This window comes from Bilophila sp. T19-St14 (assembly GCF_059728385.1).
In genome coordinates, this window is the sequence record NZ_BAAGFT010000001.1 from 3,331,653 (window position 1) to 3,351,975 (window position 20,323).

Annotated in this window: 15 protein-coding genes and 1 tRNA gene; 11 read left to right on the top strand and 5 right to left on the bottom strand. The window is 56.6% G+C overall.

Annotation, left to right across the window (positions count from 1 at the left end):
- Positions 1 to 76: 76 nt before the first annotated feature.
- Positions 77 to 847 (top strand): fumarylacetoacetate hydrolase family protein, encoded by a 771-nt coding sequence (locus AC6I1V_RS14075; RefSeq protein ID WP_302552396.1) that lies wholly within the window; start codon positions 77 to 79, stop codon positions 845 to 847.
- Between the two features lie 839 nt (positions 848 to 1,686).
- Here AC6I1V_RS14075 and AC6I1V_RS14080 read toward each other — a convergent pair.
- Together AC6I1V_RS14080 and AC6I1V_RS14085 are read right to left on the bottom strand one after the other, a co-directional pair.
- Positions 1,687 to 2,946, bottom strand: coding sequence for a dihydroorotase (locus tag AC6I1V_RS14080; protein WP_486853907.1), 1,260 nt, complete (start codon positions 2,944 to 2,946; stop codon positions 1,687 to 1,689).
- 15 nt (positions 2,947 to 2,961) lie between these two features.
- A complete protein-coding gene (locus AC6I1V_RS14085) occupies positions 2,962 to 3,927 on the bottom strand; it encodes an aspartate carbamoyltransferase catalytic subunit (protein WP_302554751.1) in 966 nt (321 codons plus the stop codon).
- Between the two features lie 335 nt (positions 3,928 to 4,262).
- On the opposite strand from AC6I1V_RS14085, the gene hemW reads away from it, so the two are divergent.
- The 5 genes from hemW to AC6I1V_RS14110 all read left to right on the top strand — a co-directional run bounded on the left by hemW (position 4,263) and on the right by AC6I1V_RS14110 (position 10,175).
- On the top strand, positions 4,263 to 5,408 hold the full coding sequence (hemW, locus tag AC6I1V_RS14090) for a radical SAM family heme chaperone HemW (RefSeq protein ID WP_486853908.1): 1,146 nt from the start codon (positions 4,263 to 4,265) through the stop codon (positions 5,406 to 5,408).
- A 600-nt stretch (positions 5,409 to 6,008) separates the two neighbouring features.
- Complete coding sequence (locus AC6I1V_RS14095; protein ID WP_486853909.1) at positions 6,009 to 7,100, top strand: M24 family metallopeptidase; 1,092 nt, start codon at positions 6,009 to 6,011, stop codon at positions 7,098 to 7,100.
- 9 nt (positions 7,101 to 7,109) lie between these two features.
- Complete coding sequence (locus AC6I1V_RS14100) at positions 7,110 to 8,183, top strand: glycosyltransferase (RefSeq protein WP_486853910.1); 1,074 nt, start codon at positions 7,110 to 7,112, stop codon at positions 8,181 to 8,183.
- Complete coding sequence (locus tag AC6I1V_RS14105; RefSeq protein WP_486853911.1) at positions 8,168 to 8,956, top strand: putative nucleotide-diphospho-sugar transferase; 789 nt, start codon at positions 8,168 to 8,170, stop codon at positions 8,954 to 8,956. The genes AC6I1V_RS14100 and AC6I1V_RS14105 overlap by 16 nt, the downstream gene beginning before the upstream one ends.
- Positions 8,949 to 10,175, top strand: coding sequence for an O-antigen ligase family protein (locus AC6I1V_RS14110; RefSeq protein ID WP_497737094.1), 1,227 nt, complete (start codon positions 8,949 to 8,951; stop codon positions 10,173 to 10,175). Before AC6I1V_RS14105 ends, AC6I1V_RS14110 begins: the two co-directional genes overlap by 8 nt.
- Here AC6I1V_RS14110 and AC6I1V_RS14115 read toward each other — a convergent pair.
- Positions 10,119 to 11,081, bottom strand: coding sequence for a rhomboid family intramembrane serine protease (locus AC6I1V_RS14115; RefSeq protein WP_497737095.1), 963 nt, complete (start codon positions 11,079 to 11,081; stop codon positions 10,119 to 10,121). The genes AC6I1V_RS14110 and AC6I1V_RS14115 overlap by 57 nt on opposite strands.
- Before the next feature lie 267 nt (positions 11,082 to 11,348).
- Between AC6I1V_RS14115 and AC6I1V_RS14120 the strand changes: the two genes are divergently transcribed.
- The gene (locus tag AC6I1V_RS14120) at positions 11,349 to 11,579 is read left to right on the top strand and encodes a hypothetical protein (RefSeq protein ID WP_486853914.1); all 231 of its coding nucleotides are present in this window, start codon (positions 11,349 to 11,351) and stop codon (positions 11,577 to 11,579) included.
- Here the strand turns inward: AC6I1V_RS14120 and rpmB are convergent.
- The gene (gene rpmB, locus AC6I1V_RS14125) at positions 11,576 to 11,785 is read right to left on the bottom strand and encodes a 50S ribosomal protein L28 (RefSeq protein ID WP_009379562.1); all 210 of its coding nucleotides are present in this window, start codon (positions 11,783 to 11,785) and stop codon (positions 11,576 to 11,578) included. The genes AC6I1V_RS14120 and rpmB overlap by 4 nt on opposite strands.
- Before the next feature lie 374 nt (positions 11,786 to 12,159).
- Between rpmB and carB the strand changes: the two genes are divergently transcribed.
- The 3 genes from carB to cimA all read left to right on the top strand — a co-directional run bounded on the left by carB (position 12,160) and on the right by cimA (position 18,892).
- Positions 12,160 to 15,399 (top strand): carbamoyl-phosphate synthase large subunit, encoded by a 3,240-nt coding sequence (carB, locus tag AC6I1V_RS14130; protein ID WP_308771478.1) that lies wholly within the window; start codon positions 12,160 to 12,162, stop codon positions 15,397 to 15,399.
- Positions 15,400 to 15,865: 466 nt separating this feature from the next.
- Positions 15,866 to 17,248, top strand: coding sequence for an amidophosphoribosyltransferase (gene purF, locus AC6I1V_RS14135; RefSeq protein ID WP_308771477.1), 1,383 nt, complete (start codon positions 15,866 to 15,868; stop codon positions 17,246 to 17,248).
- A gap of 18 nt (positions 17,249 to 17,266) precedes the next feature.
- A complete protein-coding gene (gene cimA, locus AC6I1V_RS14140; RefSeq protein ID WP_302553300.1) occupies positions 17,267 to 18,892 on the top strand; it encodes a citramalate synthase in 1,626 nt (541 codons plus the stop codon).
- A 354-nt stretch (positions 18,893 to 19,246) separates the two neighbouring features.
- Here the strand turns inward: cimA and AC6I1V_RS14145 are convergent, their stop codons facing one another.
- Positions 19,247 to 19,834: a flavin reductase family protein gene (locus AC6I1V_RS14145; protein ID WP_302553301.1), complete on the bottom strand. Its 588-nt coding sequence runs from the start codon at positions 19,832 to 19,834 to the stop codon at positions 19,247 to 19,249.
- A gap of 185 nt (positions 19,835 to 20,019) precedes the next feature.
- Between AC6I1V_RS14145 and AC6I1V_RS14150 the strand changes: the two genes are divergently transcribed.
- Positions 20,020 to 20,106: transfer RNA gene (locus AC6I1V_RS14150), tRNA-Leu, on the top strand.
- Positions 20,107 to 20,323: the final 217 nt, after the last annotated feature.

A 20,323-nucleotide genomic window follows, 5' to 3' on the forward strand; every position in this document is an offset into this window, starting at 1 on the left:
AACCCCGTTTCATTGCGTTCGGGCGTGCGCTGGCGTATCTTGGGGCCAGCTTTACAAGGCAAACAAGGAGCGTTCCATGCGGATCATACGGGTCGAACACGGCGGCACAGCGTATTACGGCGTTCTTGAAGACGGATTGGTCTTCCGTCTGCACAAACAGCCGGGGCATATGGAACCCATCCCGCTTTCCGAGGCGAAGGTGCTTCCTTTGGTAACGCCTTCCAAGGTCATTTGTGTCGGGCTCAACTACAAGGCGCACGCTGAGGAGCTTGGGTATCCCCTGCCCAACATGCCGAGTTTTTTCCTCAAGCCGCCGAGCAGCATTATCGGCAACGGCGAACCGATCATCTTGCCTTCGGGCATGGGCCGCATTGAGCATGAGGCGGAGCTGGCGATGGTCGTAGGTAAGGTATGCCGCAACCTGACGCCGGAGGAGGCGGAGGGGAGCCTGTTCGGGTTCACCTGCGCCAACGATGTGACGGCCCGCGAGGTGCAGAAGGCCGATCCGCTCATCGGGCACTGCAAGTCCTACGATACGTTTTGTCCCATCGGCCCGTGGGTTGAAACCGAGCTTGAGGACATCAACGATCTTTCCATCCGTTGCCTTGTGAACGGCGAAACCCGCCAATCCGCGAATACCGGGGACATGATTTTCCGTCCTCTGGATTTGCTCTGCTTCCTTTCCCGCGTCATGACGCTGATGCCCGGAGACGTCATTCTTACGGGAACGCCGCCCGGCATTTCGCCCATTCAGGCGGATGACGTCGTGCAGGTGTCCATCGAAGGCATCGGCACCCTCTCCAACCCCGTCGAAGGCCCCGGCCCGGAAGAGAAGATTTTACAGTAGGCGGGAAGGGGAGAGGATAGGGAAGAAGATTGGAGGGGGCGGGGAAACCTTTCTGGAGAAAGGTTTCCCCGCCCCCTCCAAACCACCCCCACCCCTTCCAAAGATTTTCGAAAGGAAAGCCGCCTGAACATATTCGGTTCAGGCGGCTTTTTTCGTGACTCCGTTATGGGATATGATTGTTTCATCTTCAGAGAAAACGGAACTCCAGCCTTTTTATCCCGGTTTTCCGTTGATGGGTTTCATGGCTGAGAAGCTTTGCTGATGGCTGTGCTTAAGTTTGTGGTTGATACAAGATTCCAACTGGAAAGGAAGAGTTCTTTGGAAATTATTTGGAGGTCTCGCAACAATTCTCCAAAACTGGATTTCATGGAATGAACAAAAAATGAGAGAGGCCCACATCACCAGACGTGGAACGATCTTTTATCTATTGATTTTCATTGACAAAATCATCAACCGTAAAATTGAACACAGCCTTGCTGATTATCCTTTTGGCACTTTAAAAAAGCATCAGCGTTTTCTGTGACACAGCCTTTTGGGTTTGGCTGTGTCATAAAACGGTAGATGTTTTTTCCTCGAAGTTCCAAAGGAATAACCAGCAAGATGCCTCAGCCATAGATTTCGACAAGGGGAAAACTGGATAAAAAGGCTGTATTTTTCACAGCGCTGTGGAGGTGAAACAACCACATGCCATGACACAGCCTTCTTGTTTATGGGGAAAGCGTTGAACAGGGATTCGATAACGTCAAAAGTCTTTGGAAAGGGAGGGATGGGGTTTGGGGAAGGGAGGGAAAAGCTTTTCTTCAGAAAAGTTTTCCTCCCTTCCCCAATATCCACTTCCCCTACACAATCTTCACGCCGCCGATCCAGTGGGCGGCGACGCGGCCCTTGAGGGTCTGGCCGAGCCACGGGGTATTGTGGCTCTTGGAGTAGAGGGCTTCGGGCGTAACCTGCCATTCGAGGTCGGGATCAAAAAGGAAGAAGTCGGCGGGCGCGCCGGGTTCGAAGGTGTTGACCGGAAGGTTGAACACGCGGCCGGGCTCCGTGGCCCAGAGGCGGATGAGGTCGGCTTCGGTCAGCACGCCTTCGCGGACAAGCCCGTAGGTGATGGTCAGTGCGAGATCCATGCCCGTGAAGCCGTTGGGCGCTTCGTCAAAGGGCGTTTCCTTTTCGTGCGCGGCGTGCGGGGCGTGGTCGGTGGCGAGCATGTCGATGACGCCGGTCTTCACGGCTTCGCGCATGGCGGCGACGTCGGCGGGCGTGCGCAGCGGCGGGTTTACCTTGGCGAGCGTGTTGTAGCCGTTCACGGCGGTATCGTCGAGCGTCAGGTAGTGCGGGGTCGTCTCGGCGGTCACCTTGACGCCGCGCGATTTGCCCCATGCGATGATGTCCACCGTGCGCTTGGCGGAAACGTGGGCGATGTGCACGGGCACGCCGAGGTAGTCGGCCAGCAGGATGCTGCGCGAAGCCTGAATGGTTTCGGCCACGTCGGGCTGGCCTTTGATGCCGAGGACGCCGCTGGTCACGCCTTCGTTCATGTGCGACTTGGCGGCAAGATAGGGATCTTCGCAGTGGTCGATGACGATGAGATCGAGATCGGCGGCGTATTCCAGCATCCGGCGGAAGATTTCGGTATTGCCTACCGGGCGCCCATCATTGGAGATGGCGACGCATCCGGCGTCCTTGAGTTCGGACATGCGGGTGAGTTCCTCTCCTTTGAGGCCGACGGTGGCCGCCCCGATGGGATGGACGCGGGGGCCGTTGGGCCACGAGCGGCGGGCGGATTCAAGGATCTGTTCCGTTACCGCGGCGTCGTCGTTGACCGGATCGGTGTTCGCCATGCAGAGGATGGCCCCGAACCCGCCGTGCGCGGCGGAGCTGAGGCCAGTGGCTACGGTTTCCTTCCATTCATAGCCGGGCTCGCGCAGGTGGGTATGCACGTCAATGAAGCTCGGAAACAGGATTTTCCCAGCGGCGTCCACGACTTCGGCGTCGGCGGGCGCATCAATGGAAGGGCTGAGGGACTGAACCTTGCCGTCGGCGACGAGCAGATCCACGGAGTCGCCCAGATAGCGGGCGTTTTTGATAAGAAGGGAGGACATCGGCGATCTCCGTTGTTAGAGGTTGTCCCTGATGTCGGGACGGGTGGCGAGGAGGTAAAGGACAGCCATGCGAACCGAAACCCCGGCGGAAACCTGATCGAGGATCAGCGACTGGGCGCTGTCCGCCAGGGCGTCGGAAACGTCGAGCCCGCGCAGGATGGGGCCGGGGTGCATGATGTGCGCGCCGGGCTTGGCCAGTTCCATATGGGCCGGGGTGAGGCAGAAGCGTTTGGAATATTCGCGCAGGTCGGGGAGCAGGCCCGCCTGCTGGCGTTCGAGCTGGAGGCGCAGGCACATGACGGCATCCATGTCGCGCACGGCTTTCTTGCTGTCCGTGCAGACCGTGACGGGCCAGTTGTCCACGCCCGCGGGCAGGAGGGTGCGCGGGGCGCACAGGCTGACGTTCACGCCGAGCTTGGTGAGCAGCAGCACGTTGGAGCGGCAGACGCGGCTGTGGGCGCAGTCGCCGAGGATAAGCAGGTTTTTGCCTTTGAAGGCGTTCCGGTCGTGCCCCCAGACCTGGCGCAGGGAGAAGGCGTCGAGCAGGGCCTGGGTGGGGTGCGCGTGCCAGCCGTCCCCGGCGTTGACCACGCCGCAGTGCAGGCGTTCGGCGAGGAACTGGGCCGCGCCGCTGCTGGAATGGCGGATGACGATGACATCAGGGTTCATGGCCTGGAGGGTCAGGGCCGTATCCTTCATGCTTTCGCCTTTCTGGAGGCTGGAACCGGATTTCGCCAGCCCGAAGGTGTCGGCGGAAAGGCGCTTGCCCGCCATGTCGAAAGAGGTCTTGGTGCGGGTGCTCGGTTCGGCGAAGAAGAGGACGACGCTTTTTCCCTTGAGGATAGGGACTTTCTTGACTGGCCGTGAGTTGATTTCGTGCAGGTTTGCGGCAGTATCGAGCAGGTGGAAAAGTTCTTCCTGCGTCAACTGATCCACATCCAGCAAGTCTTTGTGGGGCCAATGGAAGGTTTCCTGTTGCATGGCGGCTTCTCGCGGGTTGACGTTGGAGCCTGTCGTCTCGGCAGGCCGATGGCGTATCGGCGGAAAACGGAAAAGCTCAAAAAAAACCCCGCTGGAGCAACGGGGAATAGAGAGAAGCCGGGGCAATGCCGTTTCGGAGGGCTTCGGGGTATTCGCAGCGGCGGAGGGTGAAGGACATTCGGCTTCTCTGAGATGTTTGACGTTTTTTGGGTGTATGCCCACACGGTACGATATGCGGGCTGCCCCTTGATGTAAAGTTTTTTTTGTATGGGTTTGTGCCGGAGCGCAAAACGGGATAAGAGAGGCCATCCCGTGAACCGCATCCCGGAGTATTTATGCTTTTGTATATCCATGTGCCGTTCTGCCGCCGCAAATGCCGGTACTGCGCTTTCTATTCCAACCCATTGGCCCGTTCGGGCGATGAAGTGGGCGTGTATCTTTCAGCGCTGCATGCCGAGCTGGGGCAGTGGGGGGGGCGTCTCGGCCGGGCGCCCGTGGAGAGCGTTTTCTTCGGCGGCGGCACGCCAAGCCTGCTTGAGCCGGATCAAGTGGCTGGCGTGCTGGATTGCGTGGGACGGACGTTTGAAGTGCTGCCCGGAGCGGAAATCAGCATGGAAGCGAACCCGGATTCCCTGCATACGGCGGAAAAGGCAAGCGGTTTTTTGGCGGCGGGCGTCAACCGGATTTCGCTCGGCGTGCAGTCGCTGCATGACGGGATGCTGGAAACGCTCGGACGGCTGCACAGGGCGGATGCGGCGCGGGAGGCGTTCCGGGCCATACGGGAAGCGGGCTGCGCCAATTTGAGCCTTGACCTGATGTGGGGCCTGCCGGGGCAGACGCTGGGGCAATGGCTGGACGATGTGCGCGCGGCAATCGCGCTTGGGCCGGAGCATGTTTCCGCATATGGGCTGACCCTTGAGCCGGGGACGCCTCTCGCGGAGTCCTGCGGGGATGCGGATCTTCCTTCGGAAGACGTACAGTGCGCCATGTACCTTGAAGGCATCCGGCTGTTCGAGGAGGCCGGGCTGCATCATTATGAGGTATCCAACTTTGCCGGGGATGGTTTCCGGTGCCGCCACAATCTGGGGTACTGGGAAGGCCGGGACTATCTGGGGGTCGGCCCTGCGGCGACGTCCACGATCGGCGGGGAGCGCTGGACGAATCCAGAGGGGGAAGGGTGGCTGGAGCAGGTGCGTGAAGGGCGCCGCTGCCCTGATCGGGAGCTTTTGGATCGGATGACGCGGGCTCTGGAACTCATGATGCTGCGCCTGCGAACCGTGGACGGCTTGCCGCTGGATGCCTATGAATCCTTGGCCGGACGCCCGTTTATGGAGGATCACGGGCCGTTCGCCCTCCGCCTCTGTGCTGAGGGGTTGGCCCGGATGGGGAACGGCGTGTTTCGGCTGACGGATGAAGGGATGCTTGTTTCCAACAGTATCCTCAGTGAACTTTTTGAAGAGGAACCCAACAGCGTGGGATGAGGTTCCATTGGGGAGGGGGAACGCCCTTTATAATGATGAAGGTTGTGTCCTAGAAAATGGTTGATGCTTTTTTCCTTGAAGTTCCAAAGGAATAACCGGCAAAATGCCTTGGCTATGAATTCCGTCAAGGGAAAAGATGGAGAAAAAGTCTGCATTTTCACTGTATTGTAAAGATGGAGCAACCATATACTATGATAGAGCCAATGATAAAAAGGGGATTCCCATACCCCTTCGGGCCATTTAACTTTTCGATGATTTTTTAAAGGCTGTGTCATAGAAAACGGTTGATGCTTTTTTCTTTGAAGTTCCAAAGGGATAACCAACAAAATGTTTTAGCTGTGGATTCCGCCAATGGGAAAGCCGGATAAAAAAGCTGTATTTTCAGCATGCTGTGGAGATGAAACAATCACATGCCACGACAGAGCCTTTTTAAAAAATTCATTTTGAATTTCAGATAGTTGAAATACTGTTTTCATTGCAAAAGCGAATGTCTCCCCCTTCTCCTCGCTGGACAAGGGGGGTATGCCCGTATATGGTATTTACTTGTGTATGCTTCAGCGTATTTATTGAAAATATTTATAAAAACAAACGGATGCGATTATGTCCGAACAGATGTGCGAACAGCGCCGCGAACGCCTGCGCGCGTTGATGCGGGAACAGGGAATCGAGGCGCTTTTGATCAGCCACGCGGCGAACCGGTATTATCTCTCCGGTTTTGAGCTGCATGACGTGCAGTTGAACGAAAGCGCGGGCCGCCTGATTGTGATGGCGGACGGCAAAGACTGGATCTTGACGGATTCGCGCTATCTGGACGCGGCCCGGCGGCTGTGGGAGCCTGAGCGGGTTTTCATCTACGGTGCGGACGCGCCGGAAGAGATTGCCAAACTCTTGAAAGGGCTTGTGCCCGGCAAAACCATCGGCTTTGAAGCCCGCGCCGTCACGCTGGCGTTTTATGAGAAGTTTGCGGAAGCGCTGGCGGGATCGGGCTGCCGCCTTTCAAAGGCTGACGGTCTGGTCGAACGGCTTCGCGTGATCAAAGATGCGGAAGAGATCCGGCGCATGGAGGTTTCCTGCCGCCTGAACCAGCAGATGATGGAGTGGCTGCCCGGCGTGCTCGTGCCCGGACGAAGCGAGGCCGCCGTCTCGTGGGATATTGAAATGTTTTTCAGGCATCACGGGGCGACCGAGCTGGCCTTCACGAGCATTGTGGGGCATGGCCCCAACGCGGCGCTCCCGCACTACCTGCCTTCCAAAGATGTCCTTCTGGAGGCGGAAAACCTTGTGCTGGTGGATGTGGGATGCCGTCTTGAGGACTACTGTTCCGATCAGACCCGGACTTTCTGGATCGGCGGAAAGCCGACGGATCGATTCAAAAAGACACTGGAGGCCGTGCAGGAAGCGCAGCGCAAGGCTATCCGGGCCATCCACCCCGGCGTTCCGGCCTGTGATGTATATAAGGCAGCCAGAGGGCACTTCGAGTCTTTGGGCGTTGCCGAAGCCTTTACGCATGGGCTCGGACATGGCGTCGGACTGGAAACCCATGAGGGGCCGAGCCTCAACGGACGCAACAAAACCCCGCTGGAACCCGGAATGATCGTGACCGTGGAGCCCGGCCTGTACTTCCCCGAATGGGGCGGGATCCGCTGGGAGCACATGGTGCTGGTCACTGAAGACGGCTGCCGGGTTCTGTAGGGTGGGCGCGTGAACATCGCTTTTGTGAACGCCACGTTTGGATGGGGCGGCGTAAAAACTTGGTACCTGCAATTTGCCGAGCGCCTTGCTCGGCGCGATAATCACGTCTTCGTATATGGCAGGCAGCCTGAATTTATTGAAGCGGCAAAAAAACGGGTGGGGCACGGCGAACAGGTTTCCTTTGGCGCGGATTTGAATCCATCAGCAGTCCGTTTTTTTTATAATATATTTAAAAAGCACGATATTGATGTCGTCATAACGAATATAGGAAAGGACATTGCGACGGCTGGGGTTGCCGCGCGGCTGTTGAAGATTCCGGTCGTACAAAGGATCGGCCTGCCGGAGGATATTCCTTATCGGTTAAAAACCCGGTTGCTGCATGCTTGGATACGTCCAGCTTTTCTTTGTCCATGCCGCTTCATCGCCGAAGGTTTCATCAAGAGCCTCCCCTATATAAAAGCTGAAGACGTTCATGTCGTTCTGAATGGCAAAAAAGCCTCAAGTGTTCCTCTGGAATTGCACCACCCCCGGCGCTTGGTATGCACGCAGCAGCTTGAGCCCGATAAGGGGCATGACATGTTGCTGCGGGCATTATCCCAAGTTTCGGAGCTCTTTGAGCTGCATATATGGGGCAAGGGCAGAGAAGAAGAGTCGTTGCGCCGACTCACGCAAAGGCTGGGACTGTCTGATCGCGTCGTCTGGCATGGGTTTTCCACGAATGTCATGGATGAGCTGCAAACTGGGGATATCTTTCTGCTGGCCTCCTATTCTGAAGGCTTACCCAACACATTGCTGGAAGGGATGGCTGCGGGATTGTTGCCGATTACCCGTGAAGTTGGGGGTGTCGCTGAAGTAATCCCCGATGGGTTGCGGCGGTGGATGCTGCCTTATGAAGCAAAGGAAGAGCTTTTTGCGGAATCCATCAGTGCTGCTATAAACCTTCCAGATATGGAGCTGTTGAAACTGTGCGAATACGCACGCGAAGCCTGCAGGGAGAGCTTCGACATTGATATTCAGGCGGAAAAGTTGGAAAACTGGCTGCAGAATTTTATTTCAAGGGGGAAGCAATGTACTCAGTTTTGACTTGTGCGGATACGAACTTTTATCCAATGGCATTGTGTCTTGCGCGGAATATTCGGAACTGTCCGGGATACAAACTTTTTTTATATGATTTAGGGTTGCAGGATCCTGAACGCGAAAAGTTACGCGAACTTGATGTCACTATTGAGCAAATACCACAGAGGAATGATATATTTGATTTTAATAGTAAGCATAATATCAGAACTACTCATAAAATGGGTTGTATAGATCATTTTCTCCGTAAATATAAAAAAAGTGTATTAGTCCTAGATGCTGATGTACTCCTTATTGAGGATATTGCTACTGAAATTTTTCCTGCAGAAAAGGAAATAGTGGTCACATATCGCTGTGATCGGGAGAAAAAACAGCATATTCTTATCAATGGGAAGATTAATGCGGGGGTTATGGGATTTGGATCGGGGGTTGAGTCTTCTTTTTTTGATAAATGGAAAGAGCTTTGCGAAGATAAGGAGCATACCGATCAATCAGCTATCAGTGCCTTGCTAGAGCAGCAGGTAGAATTAGAAAATATTGATTCGCTACAGCGTTATGATGACTATACTGTTCGTATTCTTGATGGTAATATTTATAATGACGTTACTTGCCGCATAGGAAAAATTTTTCATTTCAAGAACGCTGGAAGGCACTTGAACAAGCGGTTAGGTTTTTCGTGTTTTTCCTTTATTCAGTATCGTTTTCCTCACGTTGTCGCTGCGGCAGTCCGTTTCAATCGAGAAAAGAAGCTGTGGATCTGGAGAGGCAAAAAGGATGTATGAACAGAAAATAGATAATATAGTCAAAAGTATATTCTTTTTTTCTACAGTACTTCTATTTATTGGTATAGGGTTAGATCGTTTTACCGCTCCTTTTTTTATTATTTCATCAGTTAGCGCTCTATGGTTATTGGGTCGGATATTTACTGTTAATAATATTCTTTCTTTAGTACCTTTTTCTAGCTGGATACCAATATTTTTTATTCTTTATTGCTTTATTTCACCGGGGAATTTTTTTAAAGATGCTCCAGTAGCTGAAAAAATATTTTATTCCTATTTAATAGGGTTAATATCCGTTATTTTTTTTGAAAAAAAATATTGGTACTTTTTTTTAGCGTTAGGAATGACTATAGTATGTTCTTTTATTTTATATATACTAATGACACCAGAGTGGATGTCACATAAAGGGCAATTGATTCTTTTCTTTCATCATCCAAGCGTGTTAGGGGCTGTGTCCGGATGGTGTATTTTGTTTTTTATAGCGTACCATAATACCACGTTTTCTGGATATTATCGTTATTACATTTGCATAACTTGTTCTATTTTGCTCATATCACTTATATTATCCGTAGGTCGTTCTGCATACTTAGGTTTTGGCTTAGCATGTATTTTTTTGTGCATTATGCTTTTCCAAAAGCATATCCTAAAGATAGGAGTAATAGCTATTTTTTTGGGGATGTTGGCGTATATGGTACTCCCTACTCAACAGCAGGAACGTGTTTTCTCCATGTTTCATGAACCACTTGAAGATCCGACATTTAAAAGCCGCTTGCCTATTTGGATAGTGGCCCATTCAGGATTTATAGATTCACCTTGGGTTGGAAATTCTGCTAGAGGTTTTCGAGAGTATCATAAGGCTTATATTTTGGATCATCGTACTGAACTTTATAAAAAATATCCGAACACAGAATCCACAATTTCACATCCACATAGTTTGTTTTTAGGTATACCCTACGCCTATGGAATAGCTGGAACAATTCTTTTTATCGCCTGTTTTGCTCCTGCAGTTCTTCTTTCTTGGAGAAAGAAGGATGTTTTTTTCTTAGGAGTGGTAGTGTTTTATCTTGGTTATGGGCTATTTGAGTATTCACTACACCGTAAGGAAGGAATTTTTATGCTCTTTTTTCCATTAGGGCTCGTTTACGGCAGAGAGATCGCGGCTTCCCTACAGCGCCAGCTTCCAGCACAGCACGGCCAGCCCTGCGGCGCTCAGGCCAAGTAGCGCATTCATGATCGGAGAGGGGGCCGTACGCCGTGATATCCGGCTTGCGGCCCCACCTACGATGAAGCCGGAGAGCAGCCCGAACAGGTGTGCGGCGTAGTCCGTATTGCTGCCTTCCGTGCCGAGCATGGCGAGGATGCCCGTGCCTGCGGCCAGAAGGAGGATGCCCCTGCGCCAAGAGAGCTTTCCGGTATCGCTCTGCGTTCTGCTGCCCCATCCTTGAAGGGCCATGAACCCGGAAAGCACGCCCACCGTGCCGAAAAGGGCCGTTGAGAAGCCGAGGCTGATATGCCCGGCGGGGCGGTACCATGCGTTGAGGGCGTTGCCGAAGGTTCCGGCCAGCAAGATAAGGAAGAGGCCAAGCCCAAGGCCCACCCTGCGGCAGAGCAGGATCAGGAACGGCGCGCCGAACAGGACATTGCCGAAGAGGTGCTGGCTGTCGGCGTGCAGGGTCAATGCCGTAACGCAGCGGTACCACTCTCCGAATGCCTTCACGCGAAAAACATCCAGTGAGCCGAGCCGCGACCACTCTTCGGAAGGGAGATCCGGCAGGCCGGGAAGATGCGCCAAAAATCCCCAATGCATCCTGACGCCGTGCCAGAGGATAAGCAGGAGCAGCACCGACAACACCCAATGCGCGTTGTTATGCGTGGGAGGCTCGACGTAGGCGGGGCGTGGCCTGCGGCTTTCGGCCAGTACTGCCTCCAGCTCGGAACGGGCCTGACGTTCGAGCAGGGCGGGGACGTACAGGCGGAGCTTGTTGCCCCGCCCCGTGAGCAGGTACGGGATATTCCGGGAGGCGAGTATGGTGATCCACAGATCAAAGAGGTGCGGAGGGGGCAGGGTAGGCCGCTTTTCGCCGTCGTCGATTATCCTCCAAAAACGGGGGACGCTGTAGGGGCGCATCCACAAGCGCAGCCTGCGCCTGCGCAGGGGAGGGCGGCGTGGGGGGATGGATGTGGCCCGCCGTGCGGGTGGGAGGGGGCGTGGTGGCGGTGTCATATCCCTGAGGTAAGGCTTGTTCCCCAAAAAGCAAAGGCCCCGTTATGGCATGTGGTTGTTTTATCTCCACAACGCAATAAAAATACGGCCTTTTTCTCCAGTTTTCCCATCGGCGGAATCCACGGCTGAGGCATTTTGCCGGTTATTCCTTTGAAACTTCAAGGAAAGAACATGGCTCTGTCTGGCATGTGGTTGTTTCATCTCCACAGCACGCTGAACCTACAGCTTTTTTATCCGGTTTTCCCCTTGGCGGAATCCACAGCTAAAACATTTTGTTGGTTATTCCTTTGGAACTTCAAAGAAAAAGCATCAACCTTTTTCTATGGCACAGCCAAAGCAAAAAATCCCCGGCTGCGGACAACCGGGGATTTTGGGAAAACCATACCGCAGACACGGAACTAGTCGGCCTTGCGGACAACGGGCTTCGTAACCACACCGGAGCGCAGGCAGCGGGTGCACACGGAAACCGTGCGGACTTCGCCGTTGGCGAACTGGTGGCGCACATTCTGAAGGTTGGGGTTGAACACGCGCTTGGTCTTGATGTTGGAGTGGCTCACATAGTTGCCGGTCTGGGGCTTTTTGCCGCAAAATTCGCACTGCTTGGACATGACATCCTCCATATATTCGGACGGTCGCCCGAAAAAATCTTTCTAGGGGCACGGACTGTCCGCACCAAAGACTGATTTCATATACGCTCTCCCAAAAAAACGCAAGAGGCAAGCCGCGTTTTTCGTGCAAAACGGTTGGTCGCCCCCCTCCCGCAGTGCGCCCAGCAGGGGAAAAGGTGCGGCGGGATTTCCGAGAAAGGTGCGCTTCTTCCTCTTGCCAGCGGGAACAATGGCGTGTAGGAACTGAGGGATTCATTCTTCTTCATTCCCTATATGATGGAGTGCCGCTGTTTCGGCGTGCGGCCATTGGTGCCAGCCGGTGGAGAGGCCGGCTGCGGACGAAACAAATCTACCCTTGCCCAGCGGGGAGCGATATGCCCAAGCGTACAGATCTCAAAAAGATCATGGTAATCGGTTCTGGCCCGATCGTCATCGGCCAAGCGTGCGAATTCGACTATTCCGGGACTCAGGGCATCAAGGCCCTGAAAGAAGAGGGGTATGAGGTCATATTGGTGAACTCCAACCCGGCGACCATCATGACCGACCCCGGGCTTGCGGATCGCACCTACATCGAACCCATCGAACCGGAAACGGTTGCCGCCATCGTGCGCAAGGAACGCCCGTGCGCCATCCTGCCCACCCTCGGCGGGCAGACGGGCCTGAACACGGCGCTCGCACTGGCGAAATCCGGCGTGCTGGCCGAGTGCGGCACGGAACTCATCGGCGCGCGGGCCGAAGTCATTGAAAAGGCCGAGAGCCGCGAGCTGTTCCGCCAGGCGATGGAAAACATCGGCCTCAAGGTTCCTCAAAGCGCCATCGCCCACACTATGGACGACGTGCGCCGCGTCGGTTCCTCCATGCCCTTCCCGATGATCATCCGCCCCGCCTTCACGCTCGGCGGCACGGGCGGCGGCATCGCCTACAACATGGAAGACCTTGAGGAAATCGCGGGCGACGGCCTAGCCGCCAGCCCGGTGGGCGAAGTCATGATCGAGCAGTCAGTCATCGGCTGGAAAGAATTTGAGATGGAAGTCATGCGCGACACCGCCGACAACTGCGTGATTGTGTGCTCCATCGAAAACGTGGACGCCATGGGCGTGCATACCGGCGACTCCATCACCGTGGCCCCGGCCCAGACCCTGACGGATCGCGAATACCAGAAGATGCGCGACGCTTCCATCGCCATCATGCGCGAAATCGGCGTGGAGACCGGCGGATCGAACGTGCAGTTCGGCGTCAACCCCGCTGACGGCGAGCTCGTGGTCATCGAAATGAACCCCCGCGTGTCCCGTTCCTCCGCGCTGGCTTCCAAGGCGACGGGCTTCCCCATCGCCAAGATCGCGGCAAAGCTGGCCGTCGGCTATACGCTGGACGAGCTCCGCAACGACATTACCCGCGAAACCTCCGCCTCCTTTGAACCCACCATCGACTACTGCGTGGTCAAGATCCCCCGCTTCACCTTTGAGAAGTTCCCCGGCTCCAAGGACGAGCTGACCACTTCCATGAAGAGCGTGGGCGAGACCATGGCCATCGGCCGGACGTTCAAGGAATCGCTCCAGAAGGGGCTGCGCTCGCTGGAAATCGGGGCCATCGGCCTCGGCAGCAACTTCCGTGCCGAGCTGCCTTCGCGTGAAGAGCTTATGGGCAAGCTCCGCACGCCCAACTCGCGCCGCCTGTTCGCCATCCGTCAGGCCATGCTCGCCGGGTTCTCGCTGGAGGAGCTCCACGAGATCACGCTGATCGACCCGTGGTTCCTGCGCCAGATCAAGGAAATCGTGGATATGGAAGGGCAGATCCGCGACTTCGCGCTGGCAAACTCCATGACGCCCGACAACCCGGAAATGGTCGCCGTGCTCCGCAAGGCCAAGGAATTCGGCTTCTCCGACCGCCAGCTTGCGGAAATGTGGAAGAAGCCCGAAGGCGACATCCGCGCCCTGCGCCGTGAAACCGGCACCGTGCCCACCTACTATCTGGTGGATACCTGTGCCGCGGAGTTTGAAGCCTATACCCCCTATTTCTATTCGACCTACGAAACGGGGCAGGAAGTGGTTCCCGCCGACCGCAAAAAGGTCATCATCCTCGGCGGCGGCCCCAACCGCATCGGGCAGGGCATCGAGTTCGACTACTGCTGCTGCCACGCTTCCTTCGCCCTCAAGGATGCCGGGGTTCAGGCCATCATGGTCAATTCCAACCCTGAGACCGTTTCCACCGACTATGATACGTCCGACCGCCTCTATTTCGAGCCGCTGACCTTTGAAGACGTGATGCACATTGTGGAAAAGGAACGGCCCGACGGCGTGATCGTCCAGTTCGGCGGCCAGACGCCGTTGAACCTCGCCGTGCCGCTGCTGCGCGCGGGCGTGCCCATCCTCGGCACCAGCCCTGACGCCATCGACCGCGCCGAAGACCGTGAGCGTTTCCAGGCCCTGCTCCAGAAGCTGTCGCTTCTCCAGCCCGCCAACGGCACGGCGACCACGCTGGAAGAATCCCGCGAGATCGCCCACCGCATCGGCTATCCCATTGTGATCCGTCCCAGCTACGTGCTTGGCGGGCGGGCCATGATGATCGTCTATGACGATGAGGAAATGGCGGAATACTTCGCACAGCATGTCGGCAGGCAGAAGCTTGAGCATCCCGTGCTCATCGACAAATTCCTTGAAAACGCCATTGAAGTGGACGTGGACGCGCTGTCCGACGGTGAGGACGTATACGTCGCCGGGGTCATGGAACACATTGAGGAAGCGGGCATCCACTCAGGCGACTCTTCCTGCGTGCTGCCCCCCTATTCGCTGCCCGCCGACATCGTAGCCGAAATCGAGCGCCAGACCGTGGCCCTTGCCAAGGAGCTGCGCGTCGTCGGCCTGATGAACATCCAGTTCGCGATCAAGGACGGGGTTGTGTTCATCCTCGAAGTGAACCCCCGCGCCTCGCGTACCGCGCCGTTCGTCTCCAAGGCCACGGGCGTGCCCCTGCCGCGCCTCGCCACGCAGGTCATGCTCGGCAAGACCCTCAAGGAACTGGATCCTTGGTCCATGCGCCGCTCCGGGTACGTGTCCGTCAAGGAATCCGTTTTCCCGTTCCGCCGCTTCCCCGGCGTGGACATCCTGCTTGGCCCTGAAATGCGCTCTACCGGCGAAGTCATGGGCATCGCCCCGACCTTTGAGGAAGCCTTCCTCAAGGGGCAGTGGGGCGCGGGCCAGAAGCTGCCGGACGGCGGCAAGGTGTTCCTGTCCGTGAACGACCGCGACAAGCGTTTTGTGGCCGAGGTCGCCCGCCAGTATGTGGATCTCGGCTTTGAACTGCTCGCCACCTCCGGCACCGCCGGGCTTTTGGCTGGGCAGGGCATCCCGTCCACCCGCGTGCTCAAGGTGTATGAAGGCCGCCCGAACATCGTCGACCTCATCAAGAACGGCGAAGTCTCGCTGGTCATCAACACCGCTTCGGGCAAGCGCACCGCGCACGATTCCAAGGCCATCCGTCAGGCTACGCTCCATTACGGCGTGCCGTACAGCACCACGCTGTCCGGGGCGAAGGCCATCGCCCGCGCCATCGGTGCGGCCCGGACTACCGAAGTGCGCGCAAAGAGCCTTCAGGAATATTATAAGGGCGAGTAATCCGTGGGGAGGGGGCAAGGGCTCCCTCCCTTGTTCTCCCCGCACACGCTTCTTGGGGAAGGGGCGGTTCTTCGCGTATTGCAAGAGCCGGAAGTTTTTTTTATCATTCTCCCTTTCCTTGTTTGAAAAACGGCCCGGCCTTCCGGGACGGCGGCGGAAATGGCATATGGCCGTAATGCCGCTGTACCGGAAGGCTGCCTGTTTCGGTGATGCGGCCCCTCACGGGAACGTGGCGATCCCCTTTTTCGCGGGGACGGGAGGGCCGTACGCCGAGGGCGGGGAATCCGTTGCCGGGCAATGGGGTTCCCGCCGGATTGCGACAAGCGTACAACGAACGGCCTGCCTCCGCGGGCATTATCCACTGACCACAACAAAGGTCGACGGAGCGGAAGGAAAGCCTGAAGAGGGCGGAAGGAGCCTTTCTTCAAAGGGCTTTTTCCGCCCTCTTCGTGACGAAAGGTACTGTATGTGCGGAATTTTTGGTATTTCTGGACATCCTGAAGCGGCTCGGATGGCCTATTTCGGTCTGTACGCCCTCCAGCATCGCGGGCAGGAAAGCACGGGCATCGCAAGCTATGACGGCAAACACATCCGGCTGCACGCGGGCATGGGGCTTGTGCCGGACGTATATGACGAGGCTGCCCTCGGCCAGGAGCTGCAGGGCAACAAGGCCATCGGCCATGTGCGCTATTCCACATCGGGGATTTCGGTTCGCAAGAACGCCCAGCCGCTGGTCGTCCGGGTTTGCGGCATTGAGATCGCACTGGCCCATAACGGCAACCTGACCAATGCCTCGGAACTCCGCGACGAACTGGAAAGCGAAGGCGCCATCTTCCAGACCAGCAGCGACAGCGAAATTTTCGTGCACCTCATTGCGCGCAGCCTTGCCAAAAAGAAGGATCTTGAGGAAGCCATCCTCTCCGCGTGCGATCGCGTGCGCGGGGCGTACTCCCTTATTATCCTGTCCGAAGGCCGCATCATCGCGCTGCGCGACGCCCACGGTTTCCACCCGCTGTCTATGGGTAAGGTGGACGACGCGTATGTGTTCGCTTCCGAAACCTGTGCCTTTGATTTGCTGGAAGCCGAATACCTCCGCGAAGTGGAGCCCGGCGAAATGGTCGTGGTCGACGGCGACAAGGTTTTCAGCCGTTCGCTCAACAATGCGGGCAAGGTGCCCGTCCGCCAGTGCATTTTCGAGCTGGTCTATTTCGCCCGTCCCGACTCCATCGTGTTCGGCGAAGACGTGTACCAGTGCCGTAAGCACATGGGCTATGAAATGGCCAAGGAAGCGCCCACCGACGCCGAACTGGTCATGCCGTTCCCGGATTCGGGCGTGTACGCGGCCATCGGCTTCGCCCATGCCGCCGGTGTGCCTTATGAGCAGGCGTATATCCGCAACCACTACGTGGGCCGTACCTTCATCCAGCCTTCCCAGACCATGCGCAACTTCGGCGTCCGCGTGAAGCTGAACCCGGTACGTTCCATGATCAAGAACCGCCGCATCTGCATCGTCGACGACTCCATCGTGCGCGGCACGACGGTTCGCACCCGCGTGGTCAAGCTGCGTGAGCTGGGCGCCCGTGAAGTGCATTTCCGCGTGAGCTGTCCGCCGCTGCGCCATCCCTGCTTCTACGGGATCAATTTTTCGTCCCGCGGGGAACTTGTGGCCGCCAACCATCCTCAGGAAGCGTTGCCCGGCCTGCTGAATCTTGATTCGCTTCATTACCTCACCATCGAAGGGCTGCTGAACTCGGTTTCCGAACCGGACAAGTACTGTCTCGCCTGTTTCAATGGTGAATACCCGGTTGCTTGCGGGGGGCGGTGCTCCTGCTGCGGTTCCGCAGAGTAGCCATTGGAAAGGAACGCCATGACGCAGAAGATTGTCCTGTACGATACGACCCTCCGCGACGGCACGCAGGCCGAAGACGTCAACCTGTCGACCCCGGATAAAATCAAGATCGCCCTGCGCCTTGATGAATTCGGCATCGACTATATTGAAGGCGGCTGGCCCGGTTCCAATCCGGTGGACGTGGCGTTTTTCAAGGAAATCGCCAATTATCACTTGAAACATGCCCGTATCGCCGCATTCGGGAGTACGCACCACCCCGACAACACGGCGGAAGCCGACCCGAACCTGAACGCGCTCATCGCTTCCGGCGCGACGGCGGGGACGATTTTCGGCAAGTCGTGCGAACGCCATGCAAAGGAAGCCCTGCGTCTGGACCCCAAACGGAATCTGGACATCATCCGCAATTCGGTGGCCTATTTGAAGCGCTCCATGCCGGAAGTCTATTTTGACGCGGAGCATTTTTTCGACGGCTACAAGCGGAATGCGGAGTATTCGCTGGCGGTCTTGCGGGCCGCGCACGAGGCGGGCGCGCTGATCATCAACCTGTGCGACACCAACGGCGGCACCCTCCCGAATGAAATACGGCAGATCGTTTCGGATCTGCGCGTGGCCCTGCCTGAAGTCCGGCTCGGCATCCATACGCACAACGACTGCGAGATGGCTGTGGCGAATACCATCGCCGCCGTGCAGTCCGGCGCGGAAATGGTGCAGGGCACGATCAACGGGGTGGGCGAGCGCTGCGGCAATGCCAACCTGTGCTCGATCATTCCGGTTTTGCAGGTGAAATGCGGTTTGTCCTGTCTGCCTGAGCCCGCTGATGAGCGGCTCCGCCAACTGAGCAAGCTGTCGTCCTATTTCGCTGAAGTGGCGAACATGAAGCCGTTCAACCGCCAGCCTTTCGTGGGCAATTCCGCCTTCGCGCACAAGGGTGGGGTACACGTCAGCGCCGTCAACCGCTGTTCCTCCCTGTACGAGCACATGGAGCCGGAGTTGGTCGGCAACGGCCAGCGCATCTTGATCACGGAGCTTGGCGGGCGGAGCAACATCGTCTCGTTGGCCCGCCGGTTCGGGTTCCATCTGGACAAGGACGAACCCGTGGTCAAGGGGCTGTTCAACGAACTGAAAAAAAAGGCGAGCCTCGGATACGACTACGCTTCCGCCGAAGCCAGCGTCGAGCTGCTCATCCTGCGCAAACTGGCGCGGCGCGGCGTCCGGGACTTCTTCAAGCTGGTGCAGTACCATGTGAGCGCCGTGCGCGATGCCAACCATGAGCTGCCGATGGAAGAAGCCACGGTCATGGTGGAAGTGGAGGGCGCCGTCGAACATACCGCAGCCACCGGCAACGGCCCGGTCAACGCGCTGGATACCGCGCTCCGCAAGGCGCTTCTGCCGTTCTACCCGCGCTTGAAGGAAATGAAGCTGCTGGACTTCAAGGTTCGCGTTCTTTCCGCTGCCGACGGTACGGGCGGGACGGCCTCCGTTGTCCGCGTGCTCATCGAATCGGGTGACGCCGACAGCACATGGGTGACCGTGGGCGTGTCGCACGACATCATCGAAGCCAGTTGGCAAGGCCTTGTGGATTCCGTCGTGTATAAGCTGTATCGCGATGAGGAAGAACAACGGAAGATCCGCGACTTGAGATAACGAAACGGAAAGCATGGGGGAGAGGCATTCAGGAGGGGGCTTTCTTCGGAAAAATCCTCTTTTTTCTGCACAGCTCTTCCTTCTCCCGCCTAAGGCTTTTGGCCACGGGAGGCTGCCCGGCAGTTCTCTTATAAAAAGCAAATCGCCCGGATACATACGTGTATCCGGGCGTTTTTTGATGCGCATCACCGGAGTTGGAAAGGTTCCGCCATGAGGAAATGATCCTCCGGCATGCTGAAAGCTGCGGATGGAGGATTCGATAAGGGGAAAAGTCTTTGAAGGATGAGGGGAGGGGGGGAGGGGAGAAGGGGACTTTCTCCAGAAAGTCCCCTTCTCCCCTCCCCACATTCTTTCTTACCCCAGTACGGCGGAATGCGTGAGGGCGTGCCCCGCAGAGAAGGCACGCGCCTCAAACTGGCTGATAGCCCAGTATTCCTGTACGAGCGGCGCGAAAAGCAACGGATCGATGATCGCGGGATCGGGCAGCCCGTCTTCGCGCATGCAGGCGGAATCAACCTTTACGTCCATGATCTCGCCGATGAATTGGGTGTGCGAACCGAGCTCAAGCGTATGCGAAAGCGCCAGTTCAACAATAACGGGGCATTCGGAGATTCCGGGGGCGTCCACATGCTCGGCGGGGATGGGGGTAAGGTTCAGGGCCGTAAACTTGTCGGTATCGCGCCCGGAATGCATGCCCGCGAAATCGGATTGCGCGGCGAGCCTGCGGGAAGGAATGTTGATGGTGAAGGACTTGCGCTCAAGGATGGCGTTATACGTCCAACGGCTCTTGCGGATGGAAACGGCGATGCTCGGCGGCTGGGAGGCGCAGATGCCCCCCCACGCGGCGGTCATGATGTTGGGGCGGCCGGTATGGTCATACGTACCTACGAGGAATACTGGAGTCGGAAGAATGAACGTTTTTGCACCCAGAGACTGGAACATATGATGCCTCATAGCTGTGGAAAAAGGTGAACGAAAACACGGTCGTTGTGTCAGAGAATCCGGCATGATGCAAGGGCTGGGTCGTGAATGCGCTGAAAAGCGCTGTTCTTTGCAGGAAATGAGGGCGAGGGGCCATTCTCCACTTGACCATGAGAAGACGTTGTGGCATAAGACAGCTTCAACACGCCGGGATGGTGGAATTGGTAGACGCAGCGGACTCAAAATCCGCCGGTGGCAACACCTTGCGAGTTCAAGTCTCGCTCCCGGTACCAGAATGAAATAAGGCAGTTACGGAAATCGTAGCTGCCTTTTTTCGTATCCATACATATGTATATTTAATGGGCATAGGGAATCATTTTTTTGATATCCCGCTACAAGATCCGCCGGTTAGCCGTTTGAAGCCTCCAAAATGGAAAGGCTCTGCCATAGGATGTGGTGTTTCATTTCCATCGTGTGGTGAAATACATTTTTTTCTCTCCAGTTTTCCCG

Excerpts from the sequence above, each read along its gene's own strand:
- AC6I1V_RS14075 (WP_302552396.1), top strand. The coding sequence starts at position 77 with ATGCGGATCATACGGGTCGAACACGGCGGCACAGCGTATTACGGCGTT.
- AC6I1V_RS14080 (WP_486853907.1), bottom strand. The coding sequence starts at position 2,946 with ATGTCCTCCCTTCTTATCAAAAACGCCCGCTATCTGGGCGACTCCGTG.
- AC6I1V_RS14085 (WP_302554751.1), bottom strand. The coding sequence starts at position 3,927 with ATGCAACAGGAAACCTTCCATTGGCCCCACAAAGACTTGCTGGATGTG.
- hemW (WP_486853908.1), top strand. The coding sequence starts at position 4,263 with ATGCTTTTGTATATCCATGTGCCGTTCTGCCGCCGCAAATGCCGGTAC.
- AC6I1V_RS14095 (WP_486853909.1), top strand. The coding sequence starts at position 6,009 with ATGTCCGAACAGATGTGCGAACAGCGCCGCGAACGCCTGCGCGCGTTG.
- AC6I1V_RS14105 (WP_486853911.1), top strand. The coding sequence starts at position 8,168 with ATGTACTCAGTTTTGACTTGTGCGGATACGAACTTTTATCCAATGGCA.
- AC6I1V_RS14110 (WP_497737094.1), top strand. The coding sequence starts at position 8,949 with ATGTATGAACAGAAAATAGATAATATAGTCAAAAGTATATTCTTTTTT.
- AC6I1V_RS14115 (WP_497737095.1), bottom strand. The coding sequence starts at position 11,081 with ATGCGCCCCTACAGCGTCCCCCGTTTTTGGAGGATAATCGACGACGGC.
- AC6I1V_RS14120 (WP_486853914.1), top strand. The coding sequence starts at position 11,349 with ATGGCTCTGTCTGGCATGTGGTTGTTTCATCTCCACAGCACGCTGAAC.
- rpmB (WP_009379562.1), bottom strand. The coding sequence starts at position 11,785 with ATGTCCAAGCAGTGCGAATTTTGCGGCAAAAAGCCCCAGACCGGCAAC.
- carB (WP_308771478.1), top strand. The coding sequence starts at position 12,160 with ATGCCCAAGCGTACAGATCTCAAAAAGATCATGGTAATCGGTTCTGGC.
- purF (WP_308771477.1), top strand. The coding sequence starts at position 15,866 with ATGTGCGGAATTTTTGGTATTTCTGGACATCCTGAAGCGGCTCGGATG.
- cimA (WP_302553300.1), top strand. The coding sequence starts at position 17,267 with ATGACGCAGAAGATTGTCCTGTACGATACGACCCTCCGCGACGGCACG.
- AC6I1V_RS14145 (WP_302553301.1), bottom strand. The coding sequence starts at position 19,834 with ATGTTCCAGTCTCTGGGTGCAAAAACGTTCATTCTTCCGACTCCAGTA.